This window comes from Streptomyces sp. NPDC040405 (assembly GCF_055595765.1).
The window spans coordinates 1-16,522 of record NZ_JBVIVI010000015.1; the positions used below are offsets into that span (position 1 = coordinate 1).

Below are 16,522 nucleotides of genomic sequence, written 5' to 3' on the forward strand. Positions count from 1 at the left end.
ACGGCGACCCGAGAGGTCGGGTCCTCCTTCAGGAGCGCGTCGAGGATGGTGTCGCTGATCTGGTCAGCGATCTTGTCGGGGTGACCCTCGGTCACGGACTCCGAGGTGAACAGGCGCAGTGTCATGGCGAGTTCCTCCGCTGGGGTGATACGGACGGGGTGGTGCGGGACGAGCGGTCGCCGGTCAGCGCTTGAGCGCGCGGTCCACCAGCGGCCCCGCCGCGCCCGTGTAACGGGCCGGGTCGAGCAGTTCGCGCAGATCCTCGGCGCCCAGGTGGGCGGCCACTTCGGGGAGCACTTGAAGCACCTCGGCGAGCGGCAGCCCGTCCCGCTCGGCCCGCGCGGTCGCCTCGGTGAGCAGATGCTTCGCCCGGGCCTTCCCGAGCCGTGGCGCCAGCACGGCCGCGACCCGCTCGGAAGCCACCCGGGCGCCGGTCAGATGGGCGTTGTCGCGCATCCGCTCCGGGCTGACGGCCAGGCCCTCCGCGAGTTCGACGGCGGTGTGCGCCGCCCCGCCGGTCAGGCGCAGGCACTCGCGCAGCAGCAGCCACTCCGCGTGCCAGCCCCCGGCGGACCGCTCGTCCTCGGACAGCAGACTCTGCGTCAGCCCCGTGGCCAGCACCGGGACCTGGAGGGCGGCGCTGCGCAGCAGGGTGGAGAGCACCGGGTTGCGCTTGTGCGGCATGGCCGAGGAACTGCCGCGCCCGGGTGCCGCCGGTTCGGCGACCTCCTGGACCTCGGTCCGGGCCATCGACTGCACATCCACGGCGATCTTGCCGAGCGCCCCGGCGGTGAAGGACAGCGCGGCACCGAGGTCGGCCAGGGGCGTACGGAGCGTGTGCCACGGCAGCAGGGGCCGGGCGAGCCCGGTCTCCTCGGCGAACGCGGCGCCCAGCCGGTCGACGTAATCGGCGGTGCCGGACGCTCCGTTCGGCCCGCCGTCCAGCGCCGCGTACTGCAGGTATCCGGCGAGGGTGCCCGCGGCGCCGCCGAGCGAGACCGGCAAGCCTCCGTCGAGCAGCCGGTCGAGCCGGGCGACGGCGTCCAGCAGCAGATGGCGCCAGCCTGCCGCCTTGAGCCCGAAGGTGGTGGGGACGGCGTGCAGGGCGAGGGTCCGGCCGACCATGAGGGTGTCGCGGTGGTCGGCGGCGAGCACGGCCAGCGCCACGCAGGTACGGTCCAGATCGGCCCGTACCCGGCGCAGGGCGCGGGCGGCCACCAGCATGGCCCCGGTGTCGAAGACGTCCTGACTGGTGGACCCGCGGTGGACGTACTCGGCCGCCACGGGGTCCGAGGCCGCCACCGCCCGGGTCAGCACCTGGACGAGGCCCACCACGGGGTTGGCCGTCTCGCGGGCGACGAGGGCCAGCGCCCGCGGGTCGAACCGGTCCGCGCGGGCGTGCTCGGTGATGGCGGCCGCGGCCTCCGCCGGGACGGTGCCGAGCCGGGCCTGGGCCCTGGCCAGAGCCGCCTCGGCGTCCAGCATCGCCTGGAGCCACGCCTCGTCCGCCACCTCCGCCTCGATGGGCGTGCCCGCCCGTACGGGCGAGAGCAGTCCGGTGTCGCGGCCGCCGTCGAAAGCGCCGGTCATGCGATCGCCTCCAGGGAAGAGTCCGAGAGGGCGGGGCCCACCCGGATGTCGAGCACGGCGCGCGCGAGGGCGTCCGAGTCGCCGAGCGTCACCGAGTTGACGCCGGGCCGGATCCCGGCCGCGGTCACCCAGTGCACGGCCTCGGTGGGGACCCCGTAGGCGAACCGGCGCGGGTGGGGGGCGCCGTGGGCGTCGACGATCCGGTAGGGCCGCTCGGTGACCGCGAGTCCCCCCGTGCGGTAGCTCGTGCCGCAGGTGCCCGGGATGTCGTACGGGCGGCACTGCCCCGTGGTGAGCAGATGGCGCAGCAGGGGGTCGGCAGTGCGGCGCAGGTCCGGCTCGGGCAGCCGGGCCTCGATGAGCACACCGGCCCGGATCCGCCCGCCCCGTACGGCCTCCGACCCGGCGACGAACGACGGGACGCTCTCGTCGACCGTGAGCTGGATGTCGGGTCCGATGACGCGGACCACGCCCGCTTCGATGAGGGCGAGCAGCTCCTCGATGCGCGAGACCGGGGGCCCGATCGAGAGGAACGCGTTGAGCGGGGTGTACCAGGCCGTCAGCTCGTCGCGGTAGGAGTTGCCCTCCAGACCGCTGTGGTCGACCGTGAGCCGGATCTCGTTGCGCAGGTCGCGCAGCACGTCCAGGGCCGCCTTGAGCGGACCGCTCACATTGCCCGCGCGGGCGGCGCGCACGTCCTCGGCGAGATAGTCCACCAGCCACTGCCGGAACGCGGCCGGGCTGGGATAGGTCCGGTTCCCGTGCGGCCGGGCGAGGGTGTCCCAGTCCCAGCGGTCGTGCGGCGCGAACCCGAACTCGTCCAGCAGGCGGCGCTCCGCCTCGCCCGCCGGGGCGGCCAGATACCGGTCGGTGAACGCCTCCCGGTCGGCGGCGCGGCCCCGTACGGCCAGCAGGGTGCCGTAGTAGACGCTCTCGACCTCCTTGGCGATCAGCGGCCACAGGTCGGTCCCGAAGTGCACCCGCTCGCCGTCGACCGCCCGCCGCCGCAGCCCGGCGATCGTCTCGGGGGTGAGCAGCCGCGGCAGGTAACGCCCGTGGGCACCCTTCTCGTTCTCGCCGCGGGAGTGGTACGGGATGCCCCTGCGGGACCCCGCGTAGATCTTCGGCTCCCGGCCGGAGGGCTGGTAGACGAGGCGCCCGGCCTCGGTCCGGAAGGTGCCGCCCCGGCCGGCGGTGAGCAGGGCCATGTGGTCGAAGAAGTTCAGCCCGAGGCCGCGCAGCAGCACGGTCTGTCCCGGCCCGACGCCGCTGAGGTCCACGTCCGCGGGGTTGGCGGGCGGCACATAGCGCAGGCCGTGCTGGGCGGCGGCCCGGGCGAGTTCCTCCTCGTGGGGCGCGGGCAGGGCGGGCACATGCCCCTGGGCCAGGACGACGGCGTGCAGTCCGGTCAGCCGGACCCCGTTGTCGAGGGTGAGGGTCTGCGGGCCGTCGGCGAGCGGTCCGGTGTTGTCCAGCGCGACGGCCCGGGCCCGGTGCACCGAAACGGTGACGTGGCGCGGGGCGTCAGCCACCACCCGGCGGAAGACGCTGGTCAGATAGGAGCCGTAGAAGGCCCGGGTGGGGTACGCGTCGGGGCCGAGCCGACGGGCCTCGGCCAGTGTGCGGCCGTCGGCGCCGTCGTCGTCCGGGGCGAGTCCCCTGGCCCATTCGTAGAGGCTGGGACCCGGTTCCATCGGGCCGTCCATCTCCACGCTGTCGTCGGTGAACAGGGTGATCTGCGAGGCGACCGTGTTCATCAGCAGCTCGGGGGACTGATCGGTGCGCCAGACCTGGCCCGCGCCCGCCGGGTAGGGGTCCACGACGTGCACGGACACCGCGCGGTACGAGCCGGACTTGCGCTCGCGTGCGCAGATCCGCTCCAGCACCGACAGGCCGCGGGGCCCGGCGCCGACGAGTCCGACCCGCAGCTCTCCCCGGCTCATGCGGAGTCCTTGTCCCGTGCCGCCTCCGCCGCCCGCTGTCCCGTCACTCGGGCCACGAGGTCGCCGGGGTCGGTGGGCAGCGCGTCGCCGCGCCAGGCGACGTGCTGGTCGGGGCGGATGAGGACGAGGTCGCGCTCGTAGAGGTCGCGGACGACCGGATCCTCGACGTCCAGGGTGCGCAGCGGCATACCCGCGGCCTGGGCGGCGGCCTCCAGCTCCTTGACGGGCGGCGGCTCGGGGCCCAGCCGGAGCACGGTGTAGTAGGGCCCGAAGCGGTCGAAGAGCGAACTGCCGGGGCCGCGCCAGTCGTCGAGCCATACGTGCGGGGCGCGTCCGCCGGGGATGGCGGTGGGCGTGTAGGTGCCCATGGAGTCGCTCGGCGGCTCCTCGTCGGAGTCGATGAGCGGGGAGCCGTCGTACCGGGCGCCGAGCTGCACGCCGATGGAGTGGGTCCGCTCGCCGTAGGAGCGGACGAGCGCGCCGACCCGGGCGCGGGCCTTCGCGCCCTCCGGTGTGTCGGCCTCCATGACGCCGGGGCGCTCGATGTCGGCGAGGCCGGTGTTGAGTTCGCGGGCGGCGGCGGTGTTGCGCAGGGCGATCGGCCGCCGCTCGCTCTCGTACGAGCGGAGCAGTGCGGGGCCGCCCCAGCCCTGGATCGTCCCGGCCAGCTTCCAGGCGAGGTTGGCGGCGTCGTCCACCCCGGTGTTCATACCGAAGCCGCCGTTGGGGGTGAACAGATGGGCCGCGTCGCCCGCGAGGAACACTCGTCCCATGGTGAAGCGCTCGGCGACCAGGGCGGCGCCCGGTGTCCACGGGCGGTGGCTGAGCACCTCGACGGGCAGCTCGGTGCCCGCCGCGCGCCGCACCAGCGAGGTCAGTTCCTCGGCGTTGGTGGTGTCCGGGTCGACGGAGCTGGTGAGCAGGAAGAACTCGTCCCGGCCGTTGAGCGCGATGAGGTTCATGACCAGCTCGGGGTTGAGCGACCAGTAGCTCCAGGCCCGCCGCCCCGTGAAGACGTCCGTGTGGAACGTCGGCAGCCGCAGATGGGCGGCGGTGGCACGGCGCCCCAGGATCTCCTGCTCCAGCGATCCGGGCCCCTCGTAGTGCACGCCCAGCGCGCGGCGCACAAAGCTGCGGCCGCCGTCGCAGCCCACCGCGTACGGCGCCTGCCAGCTCTCCCGGGCGCCGCCGGTGACGCTTTCGGCCTCAAGGGTGACGCCGGTGGCGTTCTGCTTGAGGCCGGTCACCCGCCAGCCGAAGCGGAAGGTGATGTTGGGGCGGGTCATGGCATGTTCGTAGAGGAACTTCTCGACGTACATCTGGTTGGCGCGGTGCACCGGCTCGGGCGTCTGGTCGATGCGGGGCGTGTCCGCGAGCGCCCGCATCCGGCCCCCCGGCGAGGGCAGCGTCAGCCGGGACAGCTCGAAGCCGCTGTAGCGGGTGAAGTAGGCGATGTCGAGGGTGTGGTCGGCGGGCGGGCCCAGCCGTCGGATCTGGCCGGAGATGCCCAGGCGCCGGTAGTGCTCCATGGTGCGGGCGTTGTGCGTGTTGCCCCGGGGCTTGTCCTCCAAGGTGGGCTCGGCGTTGAAGAGGACCGATTCGATGCCGTAGCGGTCGAGGAAGAGCGCGAGCATGATGCCCACCGGACCGGCGCCCACGATGGCGACGGGAGTGCGCAGGACGTCGGCCATGTCAGAGGTCCCCTTCCCCGCCCGGCGCGGCCGTCACGGGGACGGCACGGCCCAGGGCCACGTCCAGCCCCCGGCGCAGTTCCCGCACCGGGTCCGGGGACGCCGCGTCCAGCCGCATGGCGACGAAGCCATCGGGCCTGACCAGCACGGCCCCCTCCTCGCCATGGCCGCGCAGGGCGGCCCAGACGCCTTCGGGGTCGGTCAGCTCGTGCTCCGGGCCCACGGCGTGGGCGGTGACGGCCGGGCCGTGGGTCCCGGAGACCTCGGCCGCGGCGTGCGCCCAGCTCTCGCCCCGCGCACCGGTGAGCAGCAGGAACTCCCCGTGGCCGATGAGGTCGTGGGTCGCCGTCCGCCGCCCGCCGCGCTCCAGCCAGGCGTGCGGCATCCGGCTGCCGGGGCGGCAGGACTGGACGTACTCCAGGCCGAGCGGATCGGGCTCGGGCCGCTCGGTGCCGTCGTCGGTGACGAAGCCGGCGCCGGCGTAGTCGTAGCCCATCTCCAGCCCGAGGTGGGCGGTGGTGATCCGGTTGGTCTCGAAGTACTCGGCGAGGACGGCGCGCCGGGTGCGGCCGTCGGCCGTGTCGGAGAACAGGGCGGTCATCTGGGCCCGGTTCCACTCGGGGCGGGCCCCCGGGACCACGCCGGTGCCCGCGGTGAAGGCGATCTGGTTGAACAGCGAGAACAGGGCCCGCTCGACGACGCGCTCGGCGACCGGGCGCCGCTCTGCCCCGTAGCTGTCCAGCAGGGCGGGCGCGGCGTCGCCGGAGAGAACCCGGGCCAGCTTCCAGGTCAGGTTGTGGGAGTCCTGGACGCCGGTGTTGAGCCCGAGCGCGCCGGACGGCGGATGGCGGTGGGCGGCGTCGCCGACGAGGAAGACGCGGCCGACGCGGAAGTGCTCGGCGACCGTGCCCTCCACGGGCCAGCGGCTGATGCTCTGCACCTCCATCGCGTGGTCCTGAGGGAGCTTCAGCGTCCGGCGGACCATCTTGACGATGGTCTCGTCGTCCAGTTCCGCCGCGCCCTTCGCGCCCGGCGGCCGGGAGAACATCAGCGTCCACTCCTCGGAGTGGCGTCCCCAGCGCTTGGGGCCCATGGGCACGACGCCGCAGTGCTCCAGGGTGCCGTCGTCGGCGAGGCTGGAGACCCGGTTGACCACCGTGTCGTCGAACGGGATGAACTCGGAGAAGTCGGCCCGTATATGGAGGTTGATCCACTCCAGGAAGGTGGGCGTGCCCAGCATCCGGATGCCGAGCCGCTTGCTCACCGAGCGACCGCCGTCGGCGGCGATCAGATACCCGGCGCGGACGCGGTACGTACGGTCCGCTGCGCGGTCCAGGATGGTCGCGGTGACGCTGTCCCCGTGGTCCTCGAACTCCACCATCTCGTGTCCGAAGCGGATCCCGCCGGGGTTGCGCTCCTCGGCATGGCGGCGGATCAGCGGCTCCAGCCAGCGCTGGCCGAGGTTGGCGTGCGGGTACGCGGACGCCTCGGCGTACCGCTCGGCCAGCGCGCCGCCGCCGTAGGCATCGGCGCGGTGGAGCACCTTGCGGTCGTACGGCTCGTCGCCGCCGAGGCTGGTCAGCCAGGCCATGGCGCCGCAGTTGACGGGCGGGGAGCCCTCGGCGTAGATGTCCCGGGCCAGTCCGTGGTGGCCGAAGATCTCCATGGTGCGGGCGTTGAGGATATGCGCCTTCGGCTGGATCGACGTCGTCTCATGGCGCTCGACGAGCAGCGAGCCGACGCCGAGGTCGGAGAGGAAAACGGATGCCGTCAGGCCCGCGCCGCCGCCGCCGATGATCAGCACGGGGACGTCCAGGACGCGGGGGTCGTCACTCGGTCGGGATGGGGGTGAGAGGTTCATCGCGTGCCTCGTATTCGCCTTCTCGTGGGTCGTCGGCGCGGAACCTAGGCCGCGGCCGCGACCAGTAACGTGGTTTCGAGGGCCAGCGGGTGTACGGACTCCAGACGCAGCCCGGCCGCGGTGAGGACGTCGCGGTAGCCGTCCAGCGTCCGCCCGCGCCCTCCGGCGGCCATGAGGAGATGCAGGTCGTACAGGAGTGGCAGCAGTTCCGGGGCGCCTTCCTCGGGAATGACCCGCTCCACGACCAGCAGTCGGCCGGATTCGGGCAGCGCCTTGCGGATGTTGGACAGAAGGGTCACGGACCGGTCGTCGTCCCAGTCCTGGAGCACCCGGGAGAGGAGATACGCGTCGGCGCCCTCGGGTACCGAGGCGAAGATGTCCCCCTCGACGGCTTCGTAGCGGTCGGGGCCCACGGCCGCGTCCAGGTGGGCGTGGGCGACGGGAATCATATGCGGCAGGTCGAGGAGCACCCCGTGCAGATGCGGGTGCGCCCGCAGGACCATCGACAGGAACTGCCCGCTGCCGCCCGCGACGTCCATCACCGTGTGGCAGCGGGAGAAGTCGAAGGCGTCCAGGACGTCGGGGAAGAAGACGTTGCCCGCGTTCATGGCGCGCTGGAACTTGGCGCCCGCGCCGGGCGCGTTCGCCAGATACGCGTGGATCGAGGAGCCGAGGGCGTGTTCGAAGCCGGAGGAGCCGGTGCGGACGGCGGGTACCACCGCTCCCCACGCGGTGTGGAACTCCTCGCCGTAGAGCTGGATCATGTCGCGCATCGACACGTCGCTGTCGGCGCGGAGCACTTCGCTCACCGGCGTCAGCTCGTAGCCACGCTCCGTCGACCGGCCGAAGACGCCCATGGCCAGCAGCAGCCGCATCAGCCGGGTGATGCCGTCCGGACCCGAACCGGTGGCCGTGGCCAGGGCCACGTCGGTGGTGTGTCCGGCGGCGATGTGGTCGGGGATCTCCAGGGCGACCGCGGCGTAGAGCGCCTGTGACTGCCAGGAGCCGGTGATGATGTCGACTACTTGGCGCGCGGCGTGTCCGTCGTGCATGGCTGGCCCTTCTGATCGGGTGGGGCGGTGGTGAGGCCGCTGGCGTACGTCGGCGGGCGGCGTACGACGGCGGCGACGGTCAGTTCGCCCGTGGCGCGGCCCCGTGGGCGGCGGCGTCGTGCAGCAGGGTGCGGTGGCGCTCGCGGAGCTGCCGCTTGAGCACCTTGCCGGTGACGCCCACGGGCAGTTCCGTGCGGTCGGCGGCGATGAGCAGCGCACGCAGCAGGGGCAGCCGCTTGCGGGCGAGTTCGGCGTTGACGGCCTTCAGGAGGGCGTCGGAGGAGCGCTCCGGGCGGTCGCCGCCGTCCTGTCCGTCCTCGCGGAAGAGGGCGATGCCGATGGGGGCGGACTTCCCCGGGGCCTCGGGGTCCTCGACCCCCACCACCGCGGCGTCGAGCGCCTGGGTGGTCAGCAGCACGATCTCCTCCAGCGGGAGGCTGTGCACGGGCCCCGCGGCGGCGTGGATGACGTCGGGGGTGCGGTCGAGGTGGAAGAAGCGGCCCTGGTCGTCGCGGCGGACGATGTCGCCGGTGAGGAAGTAGCCGTTCAGCAGGGACTCCTGGCTGAGCTGGGGATCGTCCCAGTAGCCGGGGGTGACGCTGGGGGTGCGGACGCCGAGCATCCCGGCCTGTCCGTCGGGAAGTTCGTTCCCCTGTTCGTCGAGGACGGCGGCCTTCTTGACCACACCGGCCGGGCGGCCGATGAGCCGTCCGTACTCGGTCGACTCGGGGAAGTACACCTGCCGGAAGAGCACCATGCCCATCTCGGAGGAGCCCAGGCCGTCGTTGTACTGCGAGCCGGTCTTGCCGGGGCGGGAGCCGAGGCCGGTCAGGGGCCTGATGTGCCGCTCGTGCGAGGCGTCGCCCATGCCGTTCCACGAGTGGATGTTCCGGGCGGCGCGGGGGTCGATGTCCGCGGTGTCGATCTCCGCGAGGGTCAGCGGGAAGCCGAGGACGAAGGTGGGGTGGAACTGGTTGATCGCCTGGGCCACGGACCGCCCGTCGGGGTCGTCGAGAATCATGGTCGGGATGCCCAGCAGCAGCGCCATGCTGAGATAGCTGATGCCCGACGAGTGGCTGTGCGGGAGGGCGGTGAGCATGCGGTCGGTGCGCAGGGACGGGAAGCTCCACAGGCGCTCGCGCTTGCCGATGAAGAACCCGCGGTGGGTGAAGATCGGCGCCTTGGGGCGGCCGGTGGTCCCGGAGGAGTGGGAGACCATCATCAGGTCGTCGGGCCGGTGCCGGTAGGGGAAGCCGGGCAGCGGGGCGGGCGGCAGCGGGGCGGTCTCGTCCAGCTGCCGGATGTCCTGGAGCACGGGCGTCCGGGCGACGGCGATGCCCTGCTCCGACCAGGCCTCGGTGCAGCCGTCGAGCAGGTCCTTGTCGCCGACGAGGACCGTCGTCTGGGTGCGCTGGAAGTATTCGGCCGCGGTCGGGAACGCCATCCTGGGATTGCAGTGCACGGCGGCGGCGCCGAGACTGTTGATCGCTATGTGGTGGAGCAGCCCGGACAGCCCGTCGCGGGTGTAGACCCCGACGTGGGAGGAGGGCCCCACGCCATGGTCGCGGTACCAGGTGGCGTACCGGATCACGGTGATGCGCATGTCGTTCAGGGAGACGCCGCGCGGCTCGGCCTCCGCCCAGCCGGGGGCGGTGACGTCCGGGTGGTAGAGCAGCGGCCGGTCCCGGTCCCGGGCGATCGACCAGGCGTGCCAGAAGAAGTTGCCCGCGCCGAGCCCGCGATCGGCCGTCAGCCGCAGGCGCTGGGCCGCCGACCTGTGGGTGCCGAAAAGTAACATCACCAATCCTCTTTCACCGTGTCTGGGCGGATGGTTCGCTCGGTGTCTCGCGCAATGCCTTGCTGAGGCGCTCGCTCATGGCCGTGACGCGGATGCTCAGCGGCAGGTCACGGCCCGGCCTGGGCGGCTCCGACTGGCGTACGGCGGCGGCGACCCGGTCGTCGAACTCCCGGTCTGCACGGATGAGATGGGCCTTGGGAAAACGATCCCTCAGCCGTCCGACGAGCGTCGCTCCGTCGTCGCCCGTGAGCACGGAGCAGATCCCCTTGTCGGTCTTCGCGACCAGAACGGGGCCGAGAGGGCTCTCCGAGACGGAGAAGCTGATGGCGATGGAGTCCGCGCCGGTACGGAAGTTGGTCGGCGTCATGCCCAGAATCTGCTGGGAGACGGCGTAGAAGTTGCCCTGGGAGGTGAAGCCCGACCGGTAGATGGCCTCCGTCACCGTCCCGGCCTCGGAGATCACCCGGCGCAGCCGGTCGGCCCGGCAGGTGGCCACGTACGCCTGCGGGGTCACTCCCGTCAGCCGTTTGAAGACCCGGTGGAAGTGGAAGCGGCTGAAACCGGCCGCCTCGGCGAGGGTGTCGAGGTTCGGTGTCTCGGTCGCCTCGTGGATCAGCGCGCAGGTCCTGGCGATGGCGGTCACATAGGAGTTGTGCGCACTGTCCTCGCGTGGTCTGCAACGGCGGCACGGCCGGTATCCGGCGCGCTCGGCCGCCTCCGGGTCGGTGAAGAAGACGGTGTTGGCCCGGCGCGCCGGTCGGGAGACGCAGGAGGGCCTGCTGTAGATGCCCGTCGTCCGCACCGAGTAGTAGAAGACTCCGTCCGCCTGCCGGTCTCGGCGCTGAACGGCCTTCCACCGGTCTTCGTCATCGACGTAGGACGACACTGTCCCGTCCAAGACTCTTCCTCCGGGATGCGCTGATTCCGTTGTGGGGGTGGTTCGGAGGTACGCGCGCGGGGAGGTGGTCCCGCGGTCCCCGCCGGGGCGGGCCGGTGGCGCGAGTGCGTGCCGCCCGGCCCGCCCGGGGCTGCTACTTCTCCAGGCAGAACTCGTTGATCGGGTAGCCGACGTGGCGGTCCTCGACCGGCAGATAGCCGAGCACCTTGTCGCCGGGCTTCAGCTCGGTGCTGTTGAGCACCGTGCCGCCCGGGCCGAGCACCCGGACGTGCCAGTCGTCCTGGAGGATCAGGTTGGCCGTACGGCCGTCGGGGCCGACCGCGTCGATGGAGAGCAGCGGGCGAGTCTCGATCTTGACCCGGCCGACGGTGACCAGGCGGGTCTTGCCGTGGATGTCCACGGCGGTGACCTTGCTCCCGGCCTTCAGCTCGCTCAGGTAGTTGGTGCGCTCGTTCTGGCCGACGGTGTACGAGTGGATGGCACCGGCGTTGACCCGGAACGGGCGGGTCGGCATGTACGGCAGCGGGTGGGTCTCGCTGACGCAGAGGATCATGCCCTTGGAGTGCGAGCCGACGAGGATGCCCTCGTCCTTGCCGAAGTAGGTGGCGGTGTCCACGCAGGCCCGCTCGCCCATGCCGACGTGCGCGGTGGCCGTGACCTCCAGCTCGACCAGCTGGAGGTCGGGTATGCCGCCTTCGGCCGCGGCCTTGAGCGCGGTGACGTCACCGACCTTCGCCGGGGCCATCAGCACGCCGTCGGAGCCGAGCTCCAGCACGCCGAAGATGATCTCGGCTTCCTCCACGTCCTTGGCGACGGTGACGAGGCTGCCGTTGGCACGGGCGGCGGCCGCGATCACGATCTCCAGCGGGATCTTGGTGGGGTCGCGGAAGAGCAGCACGCTCCACTTGTCGACGCGGCCGGACTGGCAGGCGTCCTCCAGCGTCTCGGCGTCGATGATCTCGACGAACCGGCCGAACTCCACATCGGGGTGCGCGAGCGCCAGTTCGGCCGGCTCCCCGTGCTTGGCGGGGTCGACGATGACGACATCCGCGGTGCCGAAGCTCTCGGGGAGCGTCTGGCCCTGCGGGAAGAGGACCTTCTTGACCGTCGGCGGCAGCTTCTCCAGGTCCGCCGGATCGGCGGCGAGGATCCCCTCTACCCGGGCGTGAATCGCCTCCTGGATGATGGCGTCCTTCGCGGAACCGACCGAGCGGATGTCGACCCAACTGAGCTTCACAGTGCACCTGCCATTCGCGGAGTTTGGATGGAGACGGGAGAGCCCTGGGGCCCGTGAACGATCTCGGCGAGTTCCTGAACCGTGGTGCGGGGAGTTGCCGAGGTGAAGACGCGTCGGCCGATGGCGAGTCCGCTGCAGCCGACCGCGAGCGCCGAGACCGCGAAGTCCTGCAGACTCTGCGACGCGTCGCCACCGCCCGCGACGATGATCGGGAGCGGGGAGCTTTCGACCACCTCGGCCATGCGCTCCACGGGGGAGGCGAACACGGTCTTGACGATGTCGACACCGAGGTCTGCGGCGATGTTGACGACGTGCGCCACCAGCGCCGGGTCGAACGGATCGGTGACCCGCGGGCCTCGTGGGTAGATCATCGCCAGCAGCGGCATGCCCCATCGGTCGCAGGCCCTGGCGACCGTACCCAGGTCGGCCAGCTGGTCGGCCTCGGTCTGCGAGCCGATGTTGACGTGCACGCTCACCGCGTCCGCCCCGAGGCTGATGGCCTCGTCGACGTCGCCCACGAGCACCTTGGCGTTGACGTCCGGGCCGTGTGCCGTGCTCGCGCTCAGGTGGATGAGCAGCGAGGTGTCCGAGAGCAGTTCGGGGGCGAGCTGCCGGGCCCGGCCCTTGTGGACCACGATCCCGTCGGCCCCGCCCGCGACCACGTCACGGACGAGTTCCTGGAAGCCGCTGACCGTCGCGATCGGCCCGTCGGAGACGGAGTGATCGAGTGGCACGAAGAGATAGCGCTCGTCGCCGTGCCTGGAAAGTCTGGCTAGTCGTAGTGATTTACCCGATGAAGACGTGCTCGGCATCAGACACTCCCTTGTGCTGCCGAAGTGTGGGCTCAGGTCCTTTTGCGGACCATCGTCAATCCGTCACCGATCGACAGAATGACGGCCTCGACTCGCTCGTCCGCCGCCACATGGGCATTGAAGGCGTGCATCGTGGCGCCCTCTCCGTCCGGGTCGTCGACGACGGATCCGAACCAGAAGACGTTGTCGACGAGGATGACGCCGCCGGGTCGCAGGCGGGGCACCAATTCCTCGTAGTAGGCGGTGTAGCTCTGCTTGTCCGCGTCGATGAAGGCCAGATCCACGACCGGATCGGCCGGCAGGGAACGCAGCGTCTCCAGGGCCGGGCCGAGGCGGAGTTCGATTTTCTCGTCGACCCCGGCCTCTTTCCACGCCTCCCTGCCGAGACTGGTCCATTCCTCGCTCACATCGCAGGTGAGAAGGTGGCCGTCGACCGGAAGGCCCTTGGCGATGCACAGGGCGGAGTACCCGGTGAAGGTCCCCACCTCGATCGCGTTCTTCGCCTGCATGATCTGCGTGAGGAAGGTGAAGAACGAGCCCTGCGGAGTGCCGATCTGCATCCGCGACCGCTCACCGACCCCGGCGGTCCGCTGGATGAGATTCCGCTGGGACTCATCGACCGGGACGCTGTTTTCGACCATGTACGAATACAAGCGCTCAGATACCGTCGTTGGTCTCATGCGAGAAGTCTTTCAGAGGCGGCACTAGAGGCCGTCTAATAACTGTCTAGAAAAGTGGAGTTAAGCACTTCACTTGTCTCCTGGGCAAGAAAAAAGGCAGCACGGACCAGTAGCTGGTCCGTGCTGCCCTTCCCGGATCTGCGAGCGGCCGATTCAGCCCGGGAGAACCCAGGTCACTAGTGCCGTCAGTAGTGCCAGGCCAGCACCTCGTCGGGGAGGTCCTCCAGGACCGCCACCTCCGACGGCTTGCGGTTCATGTACTCGGGATTGCACCCCATGTAGCCCAGGCGACGGGCGACCGGAGCGAGGATCTCGTAGAGAATGCGCTGCCGCTTCCAGGACGGCTTGACGAACCGCAGCACGTCCTGGAACTCCAGCGAGGTCACGGCCCGCTGGAGCAGCGTGGGCATACCCTCGGCGTTCGTCTTCCCGTCCACCGCCAGGCAGAAGAGCTGACGCATGACCATCTGCTCGAAGCGCGTCCCGTTTCCGATGACTTCGCAAATCGCGTAGGTCTTGTCGCCTGTCGGGTTCCACCAGCGGTGCTCGATTCCCGGCTGGATCAGAATGCTCTGTCCCACCTTGTCGAGAACCGTCTTGCGACCGCCCTGGATGACTGCGAGCTTTCCGCGCACGAGGGTGAAGCGCTCATGGCTGATCGGATGAATGTGCTCGCCCGCGGCAAAACCGCCGGGTTCGACATAGAGATCCATCACCGAGCGCTTGCCCCCGCTCTCCGAGGCCGGCGTGCGGACCACGATCCGCTCACCGCAACGGGGGTTCTCGTAGACCTCTCCAGGGCTGACGTTCACCGGAATCTCTCCTTCGTCCACGACGCTTCTCGCAACGTGACTACAGCCTGCGCGCCAAGGCCCCGGGCACGCACTCACATTCTTGCCCTCGCATTCACCACCACCGTCCGGCTAGACGATGGCCGCGGCTCCCGCGCGAGCGACGATCAGGTCCTCGTCACCCATTCCGCCGCTGACGCCGATGGCGCCGACCGGCGTGCCGTCGGAAACCAGCGGCAGACCGCCGGAGAAAAGCGCCATACCGGGCTGGCTGGCCAGGCTGCTCACCAGTACCGCGTCCTGCTTGATGGCCTCGGCGAATTCATTGGTGGGCGTACGGACGACGAGCGCGGTGCTCGCCTTGTTCTGCGCGACGCTGGTGGCCACGGCCACGGCACCGTCCATCCGCGCCAGGGCCTGGACGTGGCCGCCGACGTCGAGGACGACGATCGCCACCCGGGCGCCCAGCTCCTCGGCCTTGCGCAGGGCGGCGGTGATGCCCTGCTGGGCGCCGGCGAGGGTGATCGTGCGGGTCTCGACGACGGTGGCTTCGAGCTGCTCGACAGAGGTCATGGGCGTGCCTTTCGTGGAACCGGCCGGAGCCGGAGTGAACAACAGGGGAGAAAGAACAGGTCGGACGGAGGAGCCGGGCTCAGGCCGTCGACTCCTCGGGCTGGGCCGCAGCCCCGGCGCGGAAGAAGGCGGCCACGAGGGCGGCGACCGCCAGGCTCGCCACCGCGCCCACGAGCACCGCGAGGTGCATGCCGTCGAGGGTCTGGGCGATGCTCGCCTCCGCGCCCTCGGCCGCGTCGGCGCCGAAGACAGCGACGGCTGCCAGCACCGGGGTGCCGAGCGTGAGGGCGATCTGCTGGCTCATCGTGCTCAGACCGGTCGCCAGGCCCTGCTCCTCATTGGGCAGGCCGGAGGTGGCGATGACCGTGTAGGAGACGAGACCCATGGCGTGGCCGAAGAAGGCGACCGCGACGGCGACGAGGACGATGTAGATCCCGGCGTCGCCCTGGTCCACGGTGAGCAGCGCCAGGAGGCCGAGCCCCTGGACCGTGAGGGCGGTGACGAGGGTGCGCTTGCTGCCGATGGCGCCGATCACCTTGGGGGCGACAAGGCCGCCCACGATGGCCGCGACGCTGGACCCGCCGAACGCCAGACCCGAGGCGAGCGGCTTGTAGTCGAGCACGTCCTGCAGGTAGAGCGTCATCTGGAAGACCACGGCGCTGGGCATGCTGACGACGAGGAGCCCGGCGAAGTTGCCCCAGCGCACGGTGGGCCGCTTGAGCACACTGACCGGCGCCAACGGGTTGGGGCTGCGCAGCTCGATGAACCAGAAGGAGACCAGCAGCACCGCGGCGAGGATCAGGCAGCCGATGACGACGGGGTCTCCCCAGCCGTTCTGCTCGGTCGCGGAGATGCCGTAGACCAGGCTGACCAGACCACCGGTGACCGCGACCGCGCCGGGAACGTCGAGGCGGCTGCGGGTCCGCTCGCTGCTGTCGCTCAGGACGCGCGGGGCGAAGACCAGGATGAGCACGACGACCGGCAGGTTGATCAGGAACGCCCAGCGCCAGCTCAGCAGCTCGGTCAGCACGCCGCCGAGCACCGAGCCCAGTGCGAAGCCGCCGGTGAGCAGGGTGCCGTTGAGCCCCAGGGCGCGCTGGCGGAGCGGGCCTTCGGGGAACGACGTGGTGAGCAGCGACATCGCGGCGGGCGTCGCCATGGCCGTGGCGAGCCCCTGTCCGGTGCGGCCGGCCAGCAGCATGCCGGGCGACTGGGCCAGGCCACCGACCAGCGACGCGACGCCGAGGATGACCATGCCCACCAGGAAGAGGTTCCGCCGGCCGAAGAGGTCGGCGATGCGGCCGAACAGCAGGGTGAAGCCCGCGGCGGGCAGCATGAAGCCGGTGACGATCCACTGCAGGGTGCTCAGCTCGAAGCCGAGGTCCGCCCCGATGGTCGGCACGGCGATGTTGAGCACGGAGAAGTCGACCGCGAGCATGAACTGGGCACCGAGCAGGAGAACGAGAATGAGCCGGTGCCGGGGCGTCATCCGATCCTCGGCGGGTTTGTCCCGCGCCTCACTGATGGCATCGAGCTCGGTCATTGCTTTCCTCTCCTCTGGTGACTCTCACGTCCGTCGGCCCGCACCGCGCCGCT

General features: G+C 71.0%; 14 protein-coding genes. All 14 read right to left on the minus strand.

Annotated features, from left to right (window positions below):
- Window positions 1–125 (minus strand): S-adenosylmethionine synthetase N-terminal domain-containing protein (locus ACZ59A_RS38730; protein WP_470969153.1); only part of this gene is annotated, 125 nt, incomplete at its 3' end.
- A 58-nt stretch (window positions 126–183) separates the two neighbouring features.
- Window positions 184–1,590, minus strand: a complete 1,407-nt coding sequence (locus ACZ59A_RS38735) for a nitrosuccinate lyase (protein WP_470968892.1) — start codon at window positions 1,588–1,590, stop codon at window positions 184–186.
- Entirely contained in the window at window positions 1,587–3,533 is a 1,947-nt protein-coding gene (locus tag ACZ59A_RS38740) for an FAD/NAD(P)-binding protein (RefSeq protein ID WP_470968894.1), read from the minus strand. Before ACZ59A_RS38740 ends, ACZ59A_RS38735 begins: the two co-directional genes overlap by 4 nt.
- On the minus strand, window positions 3,530–5,224 hold the full coding sequence (locus tag ACZ59A_RS38745) for an FAD-dependent monooxygenase (protein ID WP_470968897.1): 1,695 nt from the start codon (window positions 5,222–5,224) through the stop codon (window positions 3,530–3,532). Before ACZ59A_RS38745 ends, ACZ59A_RS38740 begins: the two co-directional genes overlap by 4 nt.
- A 1-nt stretch (window position 5,225) precedes the next feature.
- Window positions 5,226–7,085: an FAD-dependent monooxygenase gene (locus ACZ59A_RS38750; protein ID WP_470968899.1), complete on the minus strand. Its 1,860-nt coding sequence runs from the start codon at window positions 7,083–7,085 to the stop codon at window positions 5,226–5,228.
- Window positions 7,086–7,129: 44 nt separating this feature from the next.
- Window positions 7,130–8,137 (minus strand): methyltransferase, encoded by a 1,008-nt coding sequence (locus ACZ59A_RS38755; RefSeq protein ID WP_470968901.1) that lies wholly within the window; start codon window positions 8,135–8,137, stop codon window positions 7,130–7,132.
- A gap of 79 nt (window positions 8,138–8,216) precedes the next feature.
- The gene (locus ACZ59A_RS38760; RefSeq protein ID WP_470968904.1) at window positions 8,217–9,935 is read right to left on the minus strand and encodes a class I adenylate-forming enzyme family protein; all 1,719 of its coding nucleotides are present in this window, start codon (window positions 9,933–9,935) and stop codon (window positions 8,217–8,219) included.
- Window positions 9,936–9,948: 13 nt separating this feature from the next.
- A complete protein-coding gene (locus tag ACZ59A_RS38765; protein WP_470968906.1) occupies window positions 9,949–10,833 on the minus strand; it encodes a bifunctional transcriptional activator/DNA repair enzyme AdaA in 885 nt (294 codons plus the stop codon).
- A gap of 133 nt (window positions 10,834–10,966) precedes the next feature.
- Window positions 10,967–12,070: a 3-dehydroquinate synthase II family protein gene (locus ACZ59A_RS38770; protein WP_468048350.1), complete on the minus strand. Its 1,104-nt coding sequence runs from the start codon at window positions 12,068–12,070 to the stop codon at window positions 10,967–10,969.
- Window positions 12,067–12,882, minus strand: coding sequence for a 2-amino-3,7-dideoxy-D-threo-hept-6-ulosonate synthase (locus ACZ59A_RS38775; RefSeq protein WP_470968909.1), 816 nt, complete (start codon window positions 12,880–12,882; stop codon window positions 12,067–12,069). Before ACZ59A_RS38775 ends, ACZ59A_RS38770 begins: the two co-directional genes overlap by 4 nt.
- Before the next feature lie 32 nt (window positions 12,883–12,914).
- On the minus strand, window positions 12,915–13,523 hold the full coding sequence (locus ACZ59A_RS38780) for an O-methyltransferase (RefSeq protein WP_470968912.1): 609 nt from the start codon (window positions 13,521–13,523) through the stop codon (window positions 12,915–12,917).
- A 224-nt stretch (window positions 13,524–13,747) separates the two neighbouring features.
- Window positions 13,748–14,395, minus strand: a complete 648-nt coding sequence (locus ACZ59A_RS38785) for a cupin domain-containing protein (protein WP_470968914.1) — start codon at window positions 14,393–14,395, stop codon at window positions 13,748–13,750.
- Between the two features lie 90 nt (window positions 14,396–14,485).
- Complete coding sequence (locus ACZ59A_RS38790) at window positions 14,486–14,926, minus strand: GlcG/HbpS family heme-binding protein (RefSeq protein WP_468048343.1); 441 nt, start codon at window positions 14,924–14,926, stop codon at window positions 14,486–14,488.
- A gap of 79 nt (window positions 14,927–15,005) precedes the next feature.
- Complete coding sequence (locus ACZ59A_RS38795; RefSeq protein ID WP_470968917.1) at window positions 15,006–16,469, minus strand: MFS transporter; 1,464 nt, start codon at window positions 16,467–16,469, stop codon at window positions 15,006–15,008.
- Window positions 16,470–16,522: the final 53 nt, after the last annotated feature.